Below are 19,660 nucleotides of genomic sequence, written 5' to 3' on the forward strand. Positions count from 1 at the left end.
CCAGTGTCAGTTCTGAACAATTTCAACCGTATGGTTTTGTCCATCATCCCACAGCGGGATTCTGTCATCAGGCAGGAGAACGCCATCAAGTGTAACCTGATATTCTCCGTCTCCGCGTGAAACACTAATCTGATAATGGCTTTCGCCATATTGATATGTCATAGAAAAAGACGGCCACTCATGCGGCAACCGGGCATGGACAGTTAAGGTGGTACCAGAACGTTTTATCCCCAGTAGCTCCTCAGTAAGAAGACGGTAGGCCCAACCTGCAGAGCCAGTATACCAGCTCCATCCAGCTCGTCCGGTATGGGGCGTGACACTGTAGACATCAGCGCTCATGACATAAGGCTCGGCTTTATAAATCCCGACCGAGTCTGCATTCAGAGTATGATTTATCGGATTGAGCATTGACCAGAGTTGCCAGGCGCGTTCAGCATTTCCCATTCGGGCAAATGCCATCACCGCCCAGATAGCACCATGTGTATACTGTCCCCCATTCTCCCGCACACCGGGCAGATACCCCTGAATGTAACCCGGATTAGGACCGTGTCCATCGAAAGGGGGAGTTAACAGTTTTATCAATCCACCATCATTATCCACAAGGTGCTTATCCAGTGCCTGCATGGCCTGTGCACAGCGGCCAGGGCTCGCGGCCCCTGACAATACAGACCAGCTCTGCGCGATCGCATCAATCCGGCAGTCCTGCGAGGCTTTAGCCCCCAGAGGAGTACCATCGTCAAAATACCCGCGTCGGTACCATTCATTATCCCAAGCATGGGTTTCGAGACTTTTTTGCAGATGCAGTGCTTGCGTACGACATAGCGAGGCGACACTGTCGTCCTTTCTGCGCTCCGCCAGCACCGAAAACCGCTGCAAGAGGTCGTACAGGAAGAAGCCCAACCAGACACTTTCACCCTTACCTTCGACACCAACCCGGTTCATTCCGTCATTCCAGTCACCCGCCCCCATCAGCGGCAGACCATGCTCGCCGAATCTCAGTCCATGCTGAATCGCTTTGACGCAGTGTAACCAGAGTGTCTCTTCGGTTCCGCTGATGACAGGAGTGTCATAAACAGACTCTTCACCAGGCTGGAGCAAACGCCCCTCCAAATAAGGTATACGTATTTCCAGGACATCCTCATCCCCAGTGGTTTCCACATAGTGGCAAACGGCAAGCGGAAGCCACAGGTAGTCATCAGAACAGCGGGTACGTACACCGTTGCCGTGTGGAGGATGCCACCAGTGTTGCACATCCCCCTCAATAAATTGCCGTGATGCGCACAGTAGTATCTGTTCACGCATCCGGTTCGGATCGGCATGGCTCAATGCCAGCGTATCTTGCAGTTGATCGCGAAAACCAAATGCACCACCAGACTGATAATAACCACTGCGAGCCATAAGGCGACAGGCTACTGTCTGATACAGCAGCCAGCCGTTGAGTAGCAAATTCACGGAGGTGTCTGGGGTGTTCACCACGATTTTATCGAGCACATTGTGCCAGTGGTTGTGAACCCGGTTCAGCTCCTGGCGAACTGTATCCTCATTCAGATAATGGGCGAGCGTCTCATGCGCGCGGGCATGATTCTCATCTGCGCCGAGGACAAAAATAAACGTCTTCTGATCCCCGTCAATTAAAGTGACAGCCGATTGTACCGCGCCGCAGGGATCCAGACCTGCGCCTGTCTTACCTGAAAGTCTGCGCAGTTTCATGGCTGACGGGTTGTGCAGGGAACCATTACGGCCGATAAATTCCCGCCGGTCTCCCGTCAGCGAACAGTAATTACCACTGACGGCAAAAAATGCAGTACGCACGCCACCGTTATCACCGTAAAAGTTGTTCGCCAGCACCCCGCATCCACCAGGGATACTGGCAGCCTGTGTCACAACGTGGGGGGCTGAGCGGGTTCGGGATTCTCCGAGCGTCCACTCCACATAGCCTGTCACGGAGAGTTTACGTGTACGTCCCGAAGTATTACTGAGTGTTAGGATCGCCAGTTTAACCGGCATATCTTCGGCAACCATGACCGTCAACTCACTGTCTATACCAAACTCACGATGGGCAAAGACGCTATAGCCAAAACCATGTCGTGTCAGGTAATCACCGTGACCGCGAACTGGCAAAGCCGTCGGTGACCAGCACTTACCGCTCTCTTCATCGCGCAGATAAAACGCCTCACCGCTACGATCGCTAACCGGATCGTTCTCCCACGGTGTTAACCGATATTCATGTGCATTCTCATACCAGGTATAGGCCTGTCCTGCATCTGAAATTACACTGCCAAAACGGGAGTTTGCCAGTACGTTTGACCAGGGAGCAGGCGTCAGAGTATTTTCCCGCAGGACAATCTGATACTCCCGACCGTCCTGAGAAAATCCGCCGTACCCGTTGAAATAGCGTAACTGACTGATATCGGGTATCCAGTCCGTATGTTGATTGAGTTCAAGTACAGCATGTGGAATGAATGCCCTGCCAGGAGGTTTAAGAGTATGAATACGCTGGTTAAGTTGCTCATTAATTCCACCTGCGCGGTCATCCAGATAAAGACAGGCCACGCTCATCAAAAGCAACTTATCCTCAGCGGAGAGGTGCTCGCCATTACGGACAAAAAGCCCGCCCTTTTTATCCAACAGACTGGCTTCAGACCCAGCATAAATTAAATCCATAATCTGATTTTGTAATCCCTGCTGGTAGCCTCCGGGGCTGTTATTCAGGATCACTAAATCCACCTCCAGTCCTTTCTGTCTCCAGTACCGGTGTGCCTGAATAAGTAAGGTAACAGAGGCGATACTTTCTTCACTGGTAATGCTGAGCAGCACTATCGGCAGGTCGCCTGAAATTGCCCAACCCCACAAACCGGGTTGACCACGCCGGTTACGGCTGATGACCTGGTTGTCGGCTCGTAGCTCCTGAATGGGGTAAAGCACTGCACTGGCGAGACGATTAAACAACGAGGCATCATCTTCACTGGCGTTCATCTGACGTAATACCACCAGACTGTGAGACCAGGCCAGTTCAAAGATGCGATCAGCGATAGGGTAATCACGATATTTTTCCAGCAACGCCAGGCTTTGCTGGCGGGTATCGCTGATGCCATAAATGATATCAATCGTGACCGGCTGCCCCGGCTGCAGAATAATAGCGTGGCGTATCGCCAGTATAGGGTCCAACACTGACCCCGAAGTGTTGCTGAGCGCCCCTCCGCTCTCTATTGCCAGGGCATCAGCAGGACTTCTGCCACGACCAAGAAATTTTGCTCTGTCCGTTTCAAACGAGACGCTCTTACGATTATCGCCATGCACCACCATCATATGAAACAGGCAGGGGCTCGGTTCATCCGGTGAACGTGGGCGTCGGTGGCAAAGAATGGCGTCACGTTCAGGATTAAGCTCCGTCTGAATAAACAGATTGCTGAATGCCGGGTGTGCCAGATCGCTGGCATCAGACGCCAGTACCACTTCGGCATAAGTTGTCAGTTCCAGAGCTCGGGGCTGGCGACCACGATGAATGAGAGTGAGTCGCCGAAGTTCGATATCATCCTCCGGGGAGATCACAACCTGAGTTTTGACGCTGAGTCCCCCGAAAGTGCGTCTGAACTCAGCCCCCGCATCGGTAAAAATCACCTCCTCGTCGTGTCCGCCGGCATTGCCTGTAGGTTGCCAGGTATTGCTCCATACGTCACCCGTCTGCAAATCACGGATATAGCAGAATGCCCCCCAGTTATCGCGGGTGGAATCACTGCGCCAGCGCGTAAGAGCAATATTATTCCAACGACTGTAACCTCCGCCGCCCGCAGTTAACATCAGATGATAATGGCTGTTGGACAGCAGTTGAATATCCGGAGCCGGGGTATCCACCCCACTGAAAATACGGGGTTCATAGCGGACGGGTTTGACCCTGCCCTCATGAGATTCAAAATGACGGCGTGGACTGTAAAGCTCGGGCGCATCCGGCACTCGCTCCTGTAACAGCAGACTCGCTGACCGGAATACGGTACTGGACATGAATCGCTCAATCATTGGAGCGTCAAGCAGCACATGGGACAGAGCCTGAAATGCCATGCCCTGGTGATGTGCCATCCAGGACTGCACCACCGCATACAGCTGACCGGTTGCGAGGCGTGAGGGTGTATAGTCCAGCGCTTCATAAAAACCATATTCGCCATGAGCGCCATTTTTTTTCAGTCTGAACAGATTCTCACAGGCCCTCTGTGGCGATACCATCAGCGCAAGCAGTGTGGCGTAAGGGGCTACAACCATGTCATCGGCAAGTCCCCTGCGCAGACCAAGACCAGGCACGCCAAATGCCTGATACTGATAATTATGCTGAGCATCAAAAGCATGATAACCAGACTCTGATACTCCCCATGGCACCCCACGTTCTTTCCCCCAGTGAATCTGGCGCATAACCGCCGACTGACTCATCTCATTAAGCAGGCTGCCAGGCCAGGTGGGCATCACCAGATTCGGCATCAGATATTCAAACATTGAACCGCTCCATGACATCAGAGCAGTTTCATTATCAATCGTAGTAAACAACCGCCCCAGAGCGTACCAACTTTTAAGGGGCAGCTGATTAGTTGCGATGGCGAGAAAACTGGTCAGGCGGATTTCAGATGGCAGGAGATCGTAGTGACTCTTGTCAGGCGTATTCGTGTCACAGTTATAGCCGACGCTCAGCAGACTGGTTGCTTCACTGTACAGAAAGGCGAAATCCATCCGAGAATGACTATCCAGTCGCTGTTCAAGCTCGGTGATAATATTCAGTCGCATCCGGGCCTGTACCGTCACTGATGCCGGAGGCGTTCCTTCTCCCGTAAATGTCGCACAGGCAAGCCAGCTCAGCGTCGGCAACGTTGGTTCGTTCCAGGATTCAGGTAACCAGTCGAGCAGTAGCGACCACTCATGGCAAAGTTGTACCAGTTGATGCTCCAGATGCCCCGCCCAACGCACCTGAAGGGGAGACCCCTGATGACATTGCCTTGTCAAATGATTGCACTGCGTGCGCATTTTTTTCAGCTCGCTGAAAAACGCCTTCGGAAAAAGCGATACGGCAATCAGGCAGTTTTCACGCAATAACTGAAGACTTGAGGGTGAACTCTGGCCCCACTGTTTTTCCAGAATATCCAGAGTATCATTCAGCCCGGCCAGTACCTGTTGGGTATTAAAAACAGGCTGATGACGCATAGCGGATAGCCCTTCACGCAGTGTCAACAAATGACCAGCCATATTGCCGCTGTCGACACTCGAAACATAGCGTGGGCTGAGAGGTGCAAGCGTACGGGTGTCATACCAATTATAGAGATGGCCCCGGTAGTGTTCCATTTTATCCAACGTATCGAGCGTGAGCGACACACGCTGGAGTACCTCCCCTCCGGGCAAGTAGCCAAAGTCCCAGGCCGTCAGGTTAGCCATCAGGGAAAGGCCAATATTGGTTGGCGAAGTACGATGGGCCACCGTCGGTTGCGGTATTTCCTGATAGTTGTCAGGCGGAAGCCAGTTCTCTTTCTCTGTGGCAAACGTCTCAAAAAATGCCCAGATTTCACGGCTTGTCTGGCGTAACAGCTGTTTTTGCTCCTGATTCGGCGAAAACGTCTTACGCAGAGGCTGGCGACTCAGCCAACTCATCAACAGTGGTGCCAGGCACCATAAAATGGTGATAGATAAAGCAATCGCCAGCATTTGAGGGGCAAATTGTCCGGCCAGTATTGTAAGAGCCACGCCACCAGCAACATTCAGCCACATAGCCTGATAAAAACGAGCAACTGAGGGCCTGGACTGATTACTGTCTGAACTATAGCTGACCCACTGGCTGAGGTGACGCTTGCTGACCCCTAGTCGCCATAACGTCACGGCAATCGCCTTCAGAGAGTATCCGGTTTCGTGTGGCAGTATCGCGAAATTGAGGCCGATACCTGACAGGCGCTTCAGCGCCCCTGTTCCTGCCAGCAGCAAATGCTGCTTCAGGTGGCGACGCAACGGTTTATGCAGAAGGTCATAGGCGATGCTGAGGATGGCTGGCAACAGCCATATCAGTATCAGCACGCCAAGCCAGTAAAACGGATTGGGTACCCAAAGCAGAGCGAAGAACAATAATATCAGTAAAGATGGCGCGACCAGACTGCGCCGCAAATTATCAAACAATTTCCAGTAAGAAAGCGTGGACAGCGGATTCTTACCCCGGGTTCCATCGGCTTTTCTGACGTGTGGTTTCAGCCAGTTGAGCAGTTGCCAGTCGCCCCGTATCCAGCGAGAACGGCGCGCAACATCCGAAAGATAATTGTTAGGGTACTGTTCGTAGAGTAAAACTTCACTCAGCAGACCCGAGCGCGCATAGCATCCTTCAAGTAAATCATGGCTGAGAACCAGGTTTTCAGGGCAGGTGTTGGCGGTGGCTTGCACAAAGATATCAACATCATAAATCCCTTTGCCCACGAACGAACCTTCCCCGAAGAGATCCTGATAGATATCCGAAGACATCATCGAATAGGGATTATTGCCCGGCACACTGCTGCGCATGGCGGCATAACGTCCCTGACCGTTGCGTGGTATCTCCTCCGCGAGACCGGGTTGCAAAATGCCAAATCCTTTGACGACCCTCTGGCGTACTGGATCATACTCTGGCTTATTCAGCGGATGCGCCATTGTCGCGACCAGTTTGTGCGCCGTATCGCGCGGCAGTACCGTGTCACTATCCAGTGTGATGACATATTTAATGTGACCGGGTAAAAGATGAGCAGGCATGTCTGCAACGCTGACGAATTGCGCTCCCGGATGACGCAACCAGCTATTCAGCAACGCCAGTTTTCCCCGCTTACGTTCATAGCCCATCCATGTTCCTTCAGCGGAGTTCCATTCAGGCTGTCGGTGTAGCAGATAAAAACGTGGACGGCAGAACGGATAACGCCGGTTAAGCGTCTGCAAATCGGCGATCGCTTGTCTAAGCAGTACGTTGTTTTCCGGAGAGTGTTCACTTCCGGAATCAGCGAAATCGGTGAGCAGAGCAAAGCTGAGGTTTTCGTTTTGATTCCCCAGCCAGCAGACTTCAAGGCTGGTGAGAAGTTTGCTGAAACTTTCGTGGCTGGTCAGCATACAGGGGATGACGATCATCGTTGCACTGTCAGTGGGAATGCCCGTTGAAAAATCCATCCTTGGCAATGGACGAGGAACGCGAAAACGGGTGGTTACATCGCTGAGTAAATCACTCATTAACTGAGTAAGAGCGATAATCAGAGGCAATGCGACCGCAATCAGCAGCCAGTTTGCGCCCTGCAGGGCTGTTTCGTGCAATATTGCCGCTGTCGTTGCGGTCGTCAACAACGCCAGGCTTCCGAGCCATGACAGCAGGGTTACTTTGTTGAAACTGTGCCGCAAACGTATGAACCTGGAGGTGTCTGCCAACAGATATATTTCCAGCTGCTGTCGACCTTCCCCCGCCAGATAATAGCCAACGTGATGCTCCTGTGTGTCGGGAGCTGCTTCCACTGAAAGCGCCAGCACCTTGTTAGCCACCACAGGCTCACTGAGACCACTGTCTCTGGCCAGAATCTCAATAACGTGGCGGTAATGATCCCGGGTATTGAAGTGCATCAGGGGATAGATACCGGCAGGATCATTGCGTAATACCTGTTCGACGACGCTTATCAATTCGGCGAAATCAGACCAGTCCGTTTCGCTCAGTAATCGCAGACCCGCGATGCTATTACTGACGGATAGCTGGCTGGCGGCGAGCTGCTGATTGAAACTGTGTATCAGAACATCGGTGGTTATCCCCTGTTCTGTAAGGCACTGATCAACCCAGGTCAGAGGTAAAGACAGCGCGTTTCCATGTCCCTGCAGGCGCCGCACCAGTTCTGCGACAAATGCACTGGTTAGTGGAGGTCGGGAGCGCGCCATATCAGCTACCACCATGATTAAATCAGCAGGGGCGCTCTCTGCACATTCGAAAATTCTTGTTATCCACGTATCTGCCAGGTTTCGTTCCTGCTGAGCCTTCACAACATCCATGCTGATACGACGAAGATTTTCGATTAAAGCCAGCCGCAACATCCCCGGCAGGGCCCATACTTCGCCTAATGTCAGCGGTGTAACCTTTTGATAGGCTGTGAGATAGCTGGTCAGGCTTGCGACATCCCAGCGACCATCACCGTGAGCGATAGCCTCTGATGCAATATTGTAAATTCGTGGGCAATTCAGCGGTGACATCAGAGACGGGAGACCTTTACCGAAGCTTTTCGGCAAGTGCTGGCGGACAGTGCGGATTTGTTCTTCAATCAGGTAGTAATTGTCCAGCAGCCACTCTCCTGCGGGCATAATACTCGTTTTTTTCCCCGCATTGAGTTCGTAGCAGTTTTGCGTGATCACGGCTTCATTGTCACCGAGCCTTTTCAGAAGGTAGTAAGGAAGTTTATCCGGCGATAATTTATGCGTGCGCGCCAACTTCTGACCGAAGCGTTCCATCTGAGCGGTCGAAAAGAGTTCTGACCGCGGATTATTTTCACCAGCAGGATCGTTCGCCGAAAACATAACGAGTCCGGAGGCATTTGTAGGAATACGTGAGCGGTTAAACCACGCCCTGGGGTTTATTTTCATAGCGTTGCTCTGATGCGACGTTAGCGCGCAGGAGCAGTTGCGAAATCAGTTAAGAAACGTTCTCTCAGGATGGACGTAAGGCATCAGGGATTTAACAGCTGCTAAGATTTGACTTAAGTATAGAACACTGGGTTTATGTGCGATGGGGTGTCAGGGTTAGCGAGGTGAGACAAACAAAGCCTTACACCCCGGGCACAGCAATGTCTGTTTACGGCGAATTTTGGAGAGGGGTTGAGATGACCGTAAGCCACAAATCGGGCAGATGACAGAGGAGGTCGATGCGCCACTGATGAACTTCATTGCATAATCGATGATAGACATGATGATTAACCTTTCAATGAATGAGCTTCAGCATATCATGCCTGATTAAAATTTAATCATTTTATTTATCTTCCCATTATTTATCCAAAAGTGGGATATCACAGAGGAGATGATGTCGTTTCAGGAAAAAAAGATGTTCGCAACAACAGGACCATAGAGACCGTTGTTCTGACAAAATTCGATATGGATCCCAAGGGTGAGTAATTCTGATTCGTTGGAGTTAACGGCTGAAATGTGAAGCAAAACGTCTTTTCGACCATCAAAAAGGGTTTGAGGCCTTTGCCACTGAGAATATCAAAATTATTGATAATTCCTGTCATTCTGTGGGACAAGTCAATGCCTCATTGAAAAAACGTAACGACTATACGTTGAAATGATTTTTTTGCCATCTTTAATTTTCTTTGCAGATTCTCTGGACGGCTAAAATATAATTTGCTTATTATGACTTCCCGTGCCTTAATGAACCCTATCAGTTCGATATACTTACGAACGTAAAACATTTTCCGAGCAGTCCTCATTACCAGGCGTTATCGCTGATATCCCCTTCTTTTGAGTCCATACGTTTAATACTATACGTTTACTATCAATATCATATATGTATAACTGGAGTCAGTATGACCTCAAGAGTTAAAGGCTTGGTCAAGTGGTTTAACGAAGACAAAGGTTTTGGTTTTATCTCTCCTCTCGATGGAAGTAAAGATATCTTTGTTCATTTTTCTGCACTTAACGGTGATGACTTCAAAACTTTATTTGAAGGGCAGAAAGTAGAATTCGCAATACACAGCGGTGACAAAGGTCCTGCTGCTGCAAACGTAATACTTTGCGATAAATAAATATTTGTGGGTCTGCGACAACGATGAAGGATTATTCCTGAGTAGACAGATCCATAAATTAATTTAGATAAAAGCAGATTATTCTTAACACCAGGTCAGTACATTTTACCTTTGTATGAGTGTACTGACCGATGTGATGAAGTGCAGGTCTGCTGCATGAAAAGCCTTAAAGCAGAAGCTAACTGCTTGTAAAATAATAAAGTGCGTAAGAGGTAAGGCAACCTCAAAAAGCATCACTTCCTTGATTTTACCTCACTGGAATTTGCCCGTTAACATCACTGAGAGAACTGGGTGATGGAAAAGACTAACAGAATCATGGCGGCATATGATAAAAGTCCTTGTTTTCTTTAACACCGAACCCTGTAAGGTCATAACCGTTCTAAATGGTATTTCCTCTATCAGGCAAGAGTACCCAAATGGTAAAGAGACACATCTTCGGATAATGTCTGCAGGTTTTCCTTCATTGACTGGTGATCATGGTGTTGTTTATGTGGCGTCAGACAGGGAGTTAACCTCACAGGAGATACTAAATGCTGCAAAAAAGCATTTGTAGTTCTGGCATACCATGGGCCGTCGCAATACTTTTTCGGGGGTGATATCACTATATTTATCATGAATACTCTCCTGGTGCGTCAGTCTAACAATTACATTCAACTGAAATAAAGAAACATTATGATTACTAACCTTGTATTGATATTTTCTGTAATTACCACTCTGTGCATTATGTTGTTCGCCGCAGTAAAAGTAGGGATTGGTTTGTCTAACAATCCAGATCGAAATGATACTTAGCCCATTCGTAGACGACTACTCACTTTACCTCATGTTAGGTTTAACTAGAGACAGTCATATCACTGGACAATCAGGCCAGTTAATATCTGGTGTCTGACTGGCATCGACACGATTAATCAAAACGCGATATTTTTCCACACCAGCAACAATGCCGATTCCACTTCCGTTGAAATATCAAAATCTACTGTATCCTGCAATGGTCCAATTTTTGATGTACCCATCATCAGAATGCTCTCTTTGAGTTGTGCCGCCTGCGTAATCTTCCCCGTTTTTTCTGCTCCATTATCATGCACCCATTTTTCCCATCCCACATTACAAACTCTTCCACAGAATGGTTATCAATGAGCACCGCACTGTATGGGGTGTAATGACGATGTGTCGGGTACTCAATGTCGCCCGGGCCAATAACCTGGCCCCAAGTATGAGCCGGCGTGGAAACTGCCGGGATAATGCGGTGGCCGGATCGTTCTTCAGTTCACTGAAAAAAGAACGCATCAGAAAACGCATATATAAAACCCGGGATCTGGCCCGGGCTGATATCTTCGATTACATTGAAGTGTTCTACAACTGGGCCCGGCGGCGTCAGTCCGGAGGCCTTTGAACAGGCCTCGTCGTGAGAACAGGATATGTCTACGGGCGTGGGGTCAGTCCAATTTCAGTCTTTTGCCTGCATCATCAACGACTTTCTCGCCATCTTCCTTAACGAAAACCCCTTTTTGAGCATCAGGAAGGATATCCAGAACAACTTCAGAAGGACGACACAGTTTGGTTCCCAGCGGTGTCACAACGATTGGGCGGTTAATCAGGATCGGATGCTGCAGCATAAAGTCGATTAACTGATCGTCAGTAAATTTATCTTCCGCCAGCCCCAGTTCTTCATACGGCTCAACATTTTTACGCAACAGATCCCGTACCGTGATCCTCATATCTGCAATGAGTTTGACCAATTCGTCGCGTGATGGAGGGTTCTCAAGGTAATGAATAACTATCGGTTCATCGCCGCTATTGCGGATCATCTCCAGTGTGTTACGCGACGTGCCGCAGGCTGGGTTGTGATAAATAGTGATGTTGCTCATATCAGTATCTCATTACAAAGTGAAAGAGAGACGTAGCGCCAGCGCAGCCAGCGTTACAAACAGCACAGGCAGTGTCATGATGATCCCTGTGCGGAAATAATAGCCCCAGGTGATCGTCATGTTCTTCTGTGAAAGTACATGCAGCCAGAGCAGCGTTGCCAGGCTACCAATAGGTGTAATTTTCGGCCCCAGATCACAGCCAATCACGTTGGCATATATCATCGCCTCTTTAATAACGCCGGTTGCAGTGCTGCCATCGATAGACAGCGCGCCAACCAGCACAGTAGGCATGTTGTTCATGATGGAAGACAGGAACGCCGTCAGGAAGCCTGTGCCAAACGTCGCGACCCAAAGGCCTTTATCCGCCAGCACGTTCAGTATGGCGGAGAGATATTCCGTTAGGCCGGCGTTGCGCAGACCGTAGACCACCAGATACATCCCCAGTGAGAAGATGACGATCTGCCAGGGTGCACCATGCAGCACTTTGCCGGTGTTAATGGCATGGCCTCGTTTCGCCACAGCAAACAGAATTACCGCCCCAACCGCCGCAATCGCACTAACGGGAATACCGAGCGGCTCGAGGACGAAGAAACCAACCAGCAGAAGAATCAGAACTATCCAGCCGGTGCGGAATGTAGCCGGATCTTTTATTGCTTTTGCCGGTTCCTTTAGGAGAGCCAAATCGTAAGTCGGCGGAATATCTTTGCGGAAAAACAGATGCAGCATAACCAATGTGGCAACAATGGCTGCGATATTGACCGGGACCATCACCGACGCATATTCGGTGAATCCCAGACCAAAGAAGTCCGCCGAAACAATATTCACCAGGTTCGACACGATAAGCGGCAGGCTGGCAGTATCGGCAATAAACCCGGCGGCCATGACGAATGCCAGCGTGGTACCTTTGCTGAATCCTAATGCCAGTAGCATAGCAATAACAATTGGTGTCAGTATTAACGCCGCACCATCGTTGGCAAACAGTGCCGCCACCGCTGCGCCGAGCAAAACGATATATGTAAACAGCAAACGACCACGACCATTGCCCCAACGGGAAACGTGCAGCGCAGCCCATTCGAAAAAGCCAGATTCATCGAGCAGCAGGCTGATGATAATCACGGCAATAAAGGTCGCCGTCGCGTTCCAGACGATATTCCATACCACCGGGATATCACCTAAATGTACAACACCTGAAATCAAAGCCAGTAAAGCGCCAAGTGTCGCACTCCAGCCGATCCCTAATCCTTTAGGTTGCCAGATAACCAGAACAATGGTCAGGACAAAAATAACGCCTGCCAGTAACATACATCCTCCAGACAGGACGACTCTGTCACCCTGTATATGCAAAAAAATTAACTCACCAACTCTCTGAGTTTTTCAATACCGGTAGGCTCAGATGCCAGTACCGGAACGAGCGCTATGCGGTCAGCGTGCTGATGCTTAACAGCCTCAATCTGAGATTGCTCTTGGTTGGCCCGCTGGCAAAGCAAGGGGGAACGCGTATCAGCAATAGAGAGGCTGTTATTGATAATCCAGCCCCACGGATGAATCCCCGCGCGTTCAAGATCGGCCTGCAAATTTGCCGCCTCCAACACAGGTGTGGTTTCAGGAAGGGTAACCAGCAGAACTTTGGTTCTGTCCGGATCCTGAAGCTGCATCATTGGCGTAGTAAAATGGCTTTTGTCTCCCATTTTCTTGGTAATTTCACGGTGATAGGCCCCAGTTGCGTCCAGCAGCAACAGCGTGTGTCCAGTGGGGGCCGTATCCATCACCACAAATCGCTTACCTGCTTCGCGGATCACGCGGGAAAATGCCTGGAACACGGCGATTTCTTCAGTACAGGGAGAACGTAAATCTTCTTCCAGTAATCGTTTCCCGGCCTCATCCAGATCTCTTCCCTTCGTCTCAATGACATGCTGACGATAGCGTTCAGTTTCATCGTATGGATTGATCCTGCTGACCTGCAGGTTATTCAGGCTTCCGTTTAAAGTTGTACTGAGATGTGCGGCGGGATCTGAGGTAGTGAGATGTACATCAAAACCCATATCCGCCAGCCTGACAGCAATGGCAGCCGCCATTGTGGTTTTACCCACACCACCTTTACCCATCAGCATAATCAGGCCGTGTTCACTGCGGGCGATATCATCAACCAAACCAGAGAGCGATAAGTTTTCAGATGCGTACAGGACGTTCGTTGTAGGGAGCGGTAATGCCTCAGAAAGGGGGTTAAATAGTCCCTTCAATGCAGATACGCCAACCATGTTGACTGGCTGTAGTAACAAGATATCTGTCGGCAGCCCGGATAAACCAGCAGGAAGATTTACCAGTGCTTCTTGCTCCCGTTGCATTATTGCAGCGGCTAATGCGTCATGTTCTGTTTCGACGACAGGCAGAACGCCATTAATCACCAGATACTGGTTTTTCAGGCCAATCGCAGCCAGTTCTTCATGGGTGCGGGCAACTTCCTGCAAAGTGGATTTTTGCAGTCGTGCAACCAGAACCAGGCGGGTACGTTCAGGATCTGATAGTGCCTCAACTGCATGCGCGTACTGCTCGCGCTGCTTTTCCAGTCCGGCCATCGGGCCGAGACAGGAAGCACCGTCCGGGTTACTCTCAATGAAGCTACTCCAGGCTCCGGGAAGCTGGAGAAGACGGATAGTGTGACCTGTAGGAGCAGTATCAAAAATGATGTGATCAAAACGGGTCAATAGAGAAACGTCAGTCAACAAGCTGGTGAACTCATCGAATGCTGCAATTTCAGTGGTACATGCTCCGGAAAGCTGCTCACTGATACTGTTAACAACGTCATCAGGCAGAAGGCCTTTGATTGGATCAACGATTCTGGCGCGATATTGCTGGGCAGCTTCCTGCGGGTCAATCTCCAGCGCGTAAAGTCCGGGTACCGTAGTCACTGGATTAATAGTGTTACCGATAGTCTGATCAAACACTTGGCCGACATTGGAGGCCGGATCGGTACTGACCAGCAAAACCCGCTTACCCTGCTCTGCCAGGCGGATAGCCGTCGCGCAGGAAATAGAGGTTTTGCCCACTCCCCCCTTCCCGGTAAAAAACAGGTAAGGCTGGATATTCTGTAAGAATTTCATATGTCCTCCTGACATACTCAGCAACAGGAAGTATTACCACCACAACAGCTGGTGGGAGCTAACCCCACCTTCTCCAGCGGAATACCAAACCAGCGAGCCAGCTCAGCGCGTTTTGGATATCGCCCTGCCATCACCGTTTCGCCGTCTAGCAACAGTAGCGGAAGCCCTTCTGCTCCAGATGCTTCGAGGAATGCTTTCGCTTTCTCGTTCTGAACGAAGCTCATAGGCTGTTGTGCCAAGTTGTATCGTTCAACCTGCACGCCACGTCCTTTCAGCCATTGCACATCAGCAGAGAAATCAACCAGAATCTGGTCGACATCTGAGCCACATACGCCTGTGCTGCAGCACATTGCCGGGTCAAACACCGTTAATGTTTTCATTTTGAATACCTCACATTCGAAAAATCATATATGTTAAGGGAAATTTTTTAGAGACAAATAGCCTTACCGCTACCAGAGCAGTTTGCCGATGCCAGCTTACGGGCGATGTCCTGTACGTCGTCCTGTTGGCTCAACCAGGCTTGCTCAATCACCTGAGCAGCCCAGGAAGGAATATGCGGGGATAGGCGGTAGTGAACCCACTTGCCCTGTTTGCGATCCAGCAATAGACCACTTTCACGGAGCATTGCCAGATGGCGTGAAATCTTGGGCTGTGACTGTTCCAGCGCTGTACAAAGATCGCATACACATAGCTCCCCCATCTCCCTGAGCAGCAGCACGATCCCTAGACGGGTTTCATCGGAGAGGTTTTTGAAGAGTTGTAGAGAAGTTAGTTCAACCATTTTAATCTCCTGGATTCTCTCCGTAGTTTCCGGCAATAGTTGAGCGCCGTCAACCATCACATTCGAAAATTCGAATATGATGGTAATGTAATTTTAATTCTAGGTTTACTGATTGTTTAGTATTCAATTTGTGAATCCTGTCGCTTTTCGACGCCTGTAACCGGTGCGTTCAGAAAAGCACGTGACTCAGTTGACTACGACTGGTCAAGCAAAGGTGCTCCCCCTTCTTTCCATGAGCAACGTTCTTTGGCTGAAAGGATATTCAGGGAGCAAGGTATCGACACACAAATTTTGTTGGGCCATAGCAGTAAAGTAATGACCGATCACTACAACGATACGCGTGGAAAAGAATGGAAAAGCTGGTCATTTTATGACCAGCCTTGCAGAAGAGATGTGCAGAAGAACTTAAAAACGATAACCCGCAGAGAACATAAACACCCACGGATCGAGGCGTACACTGTCGTGCTGCTGCGCGCCAGCCAGTTTATAGCTCGCGGTGGTGTCAATATCCATGTACCACACCGGTATCTCCCTGACCTCCAACTATCATCATGAATTAAAAATATTTTATTGGTATTTCGTCATGTTTGAGTGACCATTTTGAACGTGTTGTAAGCTTATGATTCGCTGTTAGATTTAAATTGTTTTGCAGAACGTATTTTCTCAGATTTTCCTTGAGTACCTATACTTTCAGTCTCGAGACTGGAGGTGTCTATGTGTGGACGTTTCGCTCAATCAATGACGCGTGAAGATTATCTTGCCCTGCTCGCTGATGAATCAGAACGCGACATTCCATACGATCCAGAACCCATAGGGCGTTTCAACGTAGCGCCAGGCACCAAAGTTCTGCTTCTGAGCGAACGTGATGAACAACTGCACCTTGACCCTGTCATTTGGGGATATGCCCCTGGGTGGTGGGATAAGCCACCGCTAATTAATGCTCGCTCTGAATCTGCGGCCACCAGCAGAATGTTTAAACCACTCTGGCAACACGGCCGTGCAATTTGCTTTGCTGATGGCTGGTACGAATGGAAAAAGGAAGGCGACAAGAAGCAGCCCTACTTCATTCATCGGGCCGATGGTGAGCCGATATTTATAGCGGCAATCGGCAGCACGCCATTCGAACGAGGAGATGAAGCAGAAGGTTTCCTGATAGTTACAGCTGCAGCTGACAAAGGACTGGTTGATATTCATGACAGGCGACCGCTGGTACTGTCACCGGAAGCCGCACGCGAATGGATGAGACAGGATGTTGGAGGGAAAGAAGCAGCGGAAATTGCAGCCGACGGTGTCATACCAGCTGATAAATTTATATGGCACGCCGTGACGCCTGCCATTGGGAATGTTAAGAATCAAGGACCAGAGTTTATAGAAGCTATGCGTTGATGTACGAAGCATCAGAGAAAAAACGTCTGCTTTGAGCGAAAAGCGGAAGTTGGACTGTTTGCTCCCACTAGAGCAACGAGAGCACTTATTTTTGCAAAATTGCGATTGTACGGTGGTCTATATGGATATAATTAGGATTTCTTGTCGCTATTTAAACTACGAGTAAGTTATCAGTCAACTCAACGCTTCGGGTCAATTTATGATCTTCCTATGTTATATACTGTTCTCGGTCGCCCCCCCATTCTTCACTTTATTGGTTAAGGTGATTCCTCAATTTCATTTTTTATTAAACGCCAAACCAGGATGACGTATCGATTTCAAAATCAGATTGATCAATAGTAATGTCATTAGGGTCCTCAACATTCATCTCAATATAAATGCTAAACGGATAATTTTCATGTACTTCTGTAAAGTCCTCCCCCTTACCGTATTCTTGAGTTACATAAACCGTACCTGAGACAGCTACAGTTATTCCATTTTCTTTTCTATTAGTTGAATGTATTAATTTTGGCTTGAGAGGCCCGTAAATTTTCAAATTTTTTTGTTGAATTCATTAATTTTATGCAGTATTACTTGTGCTTCATGGCAACTCATCATTGAAGATGGCGAGGGTTCACAATGAGTGAAGAAATTAATAATAAAAACTTTAAACGCAACTATGATGCATTACGGAGAGCAGCAACAGAGAAGTACCCCAACTTTTTCGCTACAGGAGTAGATTCGAAAGTTGAAACTTGGTTAAATTTCTGGGCAGAACATGATGATTTTAGCCCTGCTGATGCCCAAGATAGGGTCTGTGACTTAGAGGATATCTATCAACAACGATTTTCGGATAAAGAAAAAAATGAAATTCCGCTCTACCCTCCGTTGGACTCTTCGGAAATAAAAAACCGGCGTGAAATAATGAATGACTCAGTTAGAGCGGTTCGTCAAAGAAAGCTTCAATTGGGTCATCGTTTGCCAGGTATGGATGCTAACGAAGAAGAAATATTGCAAACAGCTTTGGAAAGAATTCGACGTGAAAGGGAGGAAAGTGATAGCGAATATGCAATGAATAAGGAAAATCGGCATACAACAAAAAAAACACATCTATCTGAGAATGAGGCGCCAGTTCTTACTGACGAACAACAATGGTTAATAGGCTTGGAAGAAAATACTAAACAAAACTATTTCCAATGGTGTAGCAAAAATAATTTGCTGTGTGTGAGAAAAAACTGGAGCCTTTATCAGGCTGCTTTGGCCCAAAACTCTCCGGGTTGTCAGAACAACAACGTAGAAACTCCTGCGGGTACGAATAGTCAACTGACTTCACAGCAAGACACCGATCATAATCGCGAGTTTTTGGCATCTGTTGGCTGGAGCCCTGAGGAAATAGATTCTATTGATGATAGTCAGGCAGCTAAAGTATACGCCGAAGAACTCGACAGGCAGGTATTGAATTCCCCCCATTTTAACAATTCTGGTCCCAAATATTCACGAGTTGAGGTTAGGCCTGCTCAGGGCCGCTTCAGGGCGGAAGTTCTGCGAAACTGGGGAGATGCTTGCGCGATTACCGGGCAGAAGTTGGTAGTAGAAGCCTGCCATATAATTGCGCATGCAGAAGGAGGTGCATCTACAATTGAAAATGGTATCGCACTTGCAGTTGATCTACACCGTCTGCTGGATGCTGGGCATTTACTCATAGTGGATGAAACGGTTTTGATGAGTGATGAAGCGAGGTGTGAAAAACGCTATGCTGATTTGCATAATAAGAAACTTCGAACACCACGTAAGGCGATCATGTACAGGTCATGAGGTAGCAATTATTGTACAAAATCCTAGTACACTAGCAATATCCGCTCATACTCACTGGGGTCACTGGGGAGATTTAGAGCTGTCACTGCCGGGGCGCACAGCAGCAACTTTTTGATTGGGCATGCAGGTCATTCAGTTGATTATTATCTAATTAGTCATAGTGGTATTTTTGAAGCGCCGGGAGGTAGCGGGACGTCATAACTGCCATGTACATTTTCGTATCGCCGGATGAATGCAATAACATCGCTGTACAGCAGGTCAAACAGTCTGATGAGGTCGGTTATCAGCGATGCAACATAGCCTTCATCAATAATGATACGGTGACGTATCAGCCTGATACTTTTTTTCTGTTTACAGTAGTTTTCTATATCAGCAAGCCACTTCATTCTCTGTTTCTCTATCTCACCTTCAGAGTGAACCAGAACATGCCTGATTTGTTCCACTTTCAACATGTCCTCCCAAAGCTCCCATAGCACCTTCCCCGGCTCAAACTTAAAAGAAGCCTCTTTCTTCAGAAATTGACGGAAATTTTTAATGCTCACATTCCGGAATTTATATTTTCCACTTAAATCCTGCGGAAGCAGCCTATTTGTTTCGACGCACAGTGTCTTAATTTGATGTTCGAAAAAATTGTACAGCGTGATAATCATTGCCTTGCGGTGCATGGCGGGGTATATATTTTGTAGCTCATTAAAATCCTGACTGTAGCTTTCAAAAATATCAGTGTGATGATGTTCTTCAGATTTGCAAATTCTTCGATTTACCTCGTTGGAAAGAATATCATTGCTTTTAATTAAATTATCTTCGGTATATTTATCGTAGGCTTTATAACCATGAAGATCGACTTGAGTAAAGTGGCACAGATGAAAAAAGGTTGTACCAAAGAAGTCGATAACATTGGGGTAGCAAAATTCCGTATCCGGTTCCATAAACATCCTTCATCACATGACTGCGTCGGTGGCAGAGATTGTAGTGATTTATCGATTCTGG

14 protein-coding genes and 5 pseudogenes are annotated in these 19,660 nt (G+C 48.5%); 7 read left to right on the top strand and 12 right to left on the bottom strand.

Annotated elements, in window-relative coordinates; all coding sequences use genetic code 11:
* Nucleotides 1-6: 6 nt before the first annotated feature.
* The 3 genes and pseudogenes from E4Z61_RS06155 to E4Z61_RS06160 form a co-directional block, all read right to left on the bottom strand.
* Complete coding sequence (locus E4Z61_RS06155) at nt 7-8,589, bottom strand: GH36-type glycosyl hydrolase domain-containing protein (protein ID WP_135322014.1); 8,583 nt, start codon at nt 8,587-8,589, stop codon at nt 7-9.
* A 156-nt stretch (nt 8,590-8,745) separates the two neighbouring features.
* Entirely contained in the window at nt 8,746-8,910 is a 165-nt protein-coding gene (locus tag E4Z61_RS24050) for a YnfU family zinc-binding protein (protein ID WP_332593663.1), read from the bottom strand.
* A gap of 120 nt (nt 8,911-9,030) precedes the next feature.
* Nucleotides 9,031-9,242 (bottom strand): annotated as a pseudogene (locus E4Z61_RS06160) (cold shock domain-containing protein).
* A gap of 282 nt (nt 9,243-9,524) precedes the next feature.
* On the opposite strand from E4Z61_RS06160, the gene E4Z61_RS06165 reads away from it, so the two are divergent.
* From E4Z61_RS06165 to E4Z61_RS24350, 3 genes are all read left to right on the top strand, one after another.
* Nucleotides 9,525-9,743: a cold shock domain-containing protein gene (locus E4Z61_RS06165; protein ID WP_135322015.1), complete on the top strand. Its 219-nt coding sequence runs from the start codon at nt 9,525-9,527 to the stop codon at nt 9,741-9,743.
* Nucleotides 9,744-10,068: 325 nt separating this feature from the next.
* On the top strand, nt 10,069-10,296 hold the full coding sequence (locus E4Z61_RS24055) for a hypothetical protein (protein ID WP_135322016.1): 228 nt from the start codon (nt 10,069-10,071) through the stop codon (nt 10,294-10,296).
* Nucleotides 10,297-10,415: 119 nt separating this feature from the next.
* A complete protein-coding gene (locus tag E4Z61_RS24350; protein WP_420808699.1) occupies nt 10,416-10,532 on the top strand; it encodes a YnaM/YnfT family protein in 117 nt (38 codons plus the stop codon).
* Nucleotides 10,533-10,586: 54 nt separating this feature from the next.
* Here the strand turns inward: E4Z61_RS24350 and E4Z61_RS06175 are convergent.
* Nucleotides 10,587-10,843 (bottom strand): annotated as a pseudogene (locus tag E4Z61_RS06175) (tail fiber assembly protein).
* Nucleotides 10,844-10,929: 86 nt separating this feature from the next.
* On the opposite strand from E4Z61_RS06175, the pseudogene E4Z61_RS06180 reads away from it, so the two are divergent.
* Nucleotides 10,930-11,149: pseudogene (locus E4Z61_RS06180) on the top strand (IS3 family transposase); the annotation flags it as partial.
* Between the two features lie 27 nt (nt 11,150-11,176).
* Here the strand turns inward: E4Z61_RS06180 and arsC are convergent.
* Genes arsC through arsR form a run of 5 tightly spaced genes read right to left on the bottom strand, consistent with a single transcriptional unit; the run spans nt 11,177 to nt 15,490 of the window.
* Nucleotides 11,177-11,608, bottom strand: coding sequence for a glutaredoxin-dependent arsenate reductase (arsC, locus tag E4Z61_RS06185; RefSeq protein WP_135322017.1), 432 nt, complete (start codon nt 11,606-11,608; stop codon nt 11,177-11,179).
* A 12-nt stretch (nt 11,609-11,620) separates the two neighbouring features.
* On the bottom strand, nt 11,621-12,910 hold the full coding sequence (arsB, locus tag E4Z61_RS06190) for an arsenite efflux transporter membrane subunit ArsB (protein ID WP_135322018.1): 1,290 nt from the start codon (nt 12,908-12,910) through the stop codon (nt 11,621-11,623).
* Nucleotides 12,911-12,957: 47 nt separating this feature from the next.
* Nucleotides 12,958-14,709 carry an arsenite efflux transporter ATPase subunit ArsA gene (gene arsA, locus E4Z61_RS06195; RefSeq protein WP_135322019.1) on the bottom strand — a complete coding sequence of 584 codons (1,752 nt, stop codon included), beginning with the start codon at nt 14,707-14,709 and terminating at the stop codon, nt 12,958-12,960.
* 17 nt (nt 14,710-14,726) lie between these two features.
* Nucleotides 14,727-15,089: an arsenite efflux transporter metallochaperone ArsD gene (gene arsD / locus E4Z61_RS06200; protein ID WP_057696013.1), complete on the bottom strand. Its 363-nt coding sequence runs from the start codon at nt 15,087-15,089 to the stop codon at nt 14,727-14,729.
* A 47-nt stretch (nt 15,090-15,136) separates the two neighbouring features.
* Entirely contained in the window at nt 15,137-15,490 is a 354-nt protein-coding gene (arsR, locus tag E4Z61_RS06205; protein ID WP_135322020.1) for an As(III)-sensing metalloregulatory transcriptional repressor ArsR, read from the bottom strand.
* 156 nt (nt 15,491-15,646) lie between these two features.
* Between arsR and E4Z61_RS24060 the strand changes: the two are divergent.
* A pseudogene (locus E4Z61_RS24060) lies at nt 15,647-15,847 on the top strand (site-specific integrase); the annotation flags it as partial.
* Nucleotides 15,848-15,895: 48 nt separating this feature from the next.
* Here E4Z61_RS24060 and E4Z61_RS06215 read toward each other — a convergent pair.
* A pseudogene (locus E4Z61_RS06215) lies at nt 15,896-16,012 on the bottom strand (OmpW family outer membrane protein); the annotation flags it as partial.
* Between the two features lie 192 nt (nt 16,013-16,204).
* Between E4Z61_RS06215 and E4Z61_RS06220 the strand changes: the two are divergent.
* On the top strand, nt 16,205-16,876 hold the full coding sequence (locus E4Z61_RS06220) for an SOS response-associated peptidase (RefSeq protein ID WP_135322021.1): 672 nt from the start codon (nt 16,205-16,207) through the stop codon (nt 16,874-16,876).
* A gap of 286 nt (nt 16,877-17,162) precedes the next feature.
* Here the strand turns inward: E4Z61_RS06220 and E4Z61_RS24355 are convergent, their stop codons facing one another.
* The gene (locus tag E4Z61_RS24355; protein ID WP_205746883.1) at nt 17,163-17,411 is read right to left on the bottom strand and encodes a pPIWI-associating nuclease domain-containing protein; all 249 of its coding nucleotides are present in this window, start codon (nt 17,409-17,411) and stop codon (nt 17,163-17,165) included.
* 83 nt (nt 17,412-17,494) lie between these two features.
* Between E4Z61_RS24355 and E4Z61_RS06230 the strand changes: the two genes are divergently transcribed.
* Nucleotides 17,495-18,670, top strand: coding sequence for an HNH endonuclease (locus E4Z61_RS06230; RefSeq protein ID WP_135322022.1), 1,176 nt, complete (start codon nt 17,495-17,497; stop codon nt 18,668-18,670).
* A gap of 155 nt (nt 18,671-18,825) precedes the next feature.
* Here the strand turns inward: E4Z61_RS06230 and E4Z61_RS06235 are convergent, their stop codons facing one another.
* Nucleotides 18,826-19,599 (bottom strand): hypothetical protein, encoded by a 774-nt coding sequence (locus tag E4Z61_RS06235; RefSeq protein WP_135322023.1) that lies wholly within the window; start codon nt 19,597-19,599, stop codon nt 18,826-18,828.
* Nucleotides 19,600-19,660: the final 61 nt, after the last annotated feature.

This window comes from Citrobacter tructae, from assembly GCF_004684345.1.
Classification (GTDB): domain Bacteria; phylum Pseudomonadota; class Gammaproteobacteria; order Enterobacterales; family Enterobacteriaceae; genus Citrobacter; species Citrobacter tructae.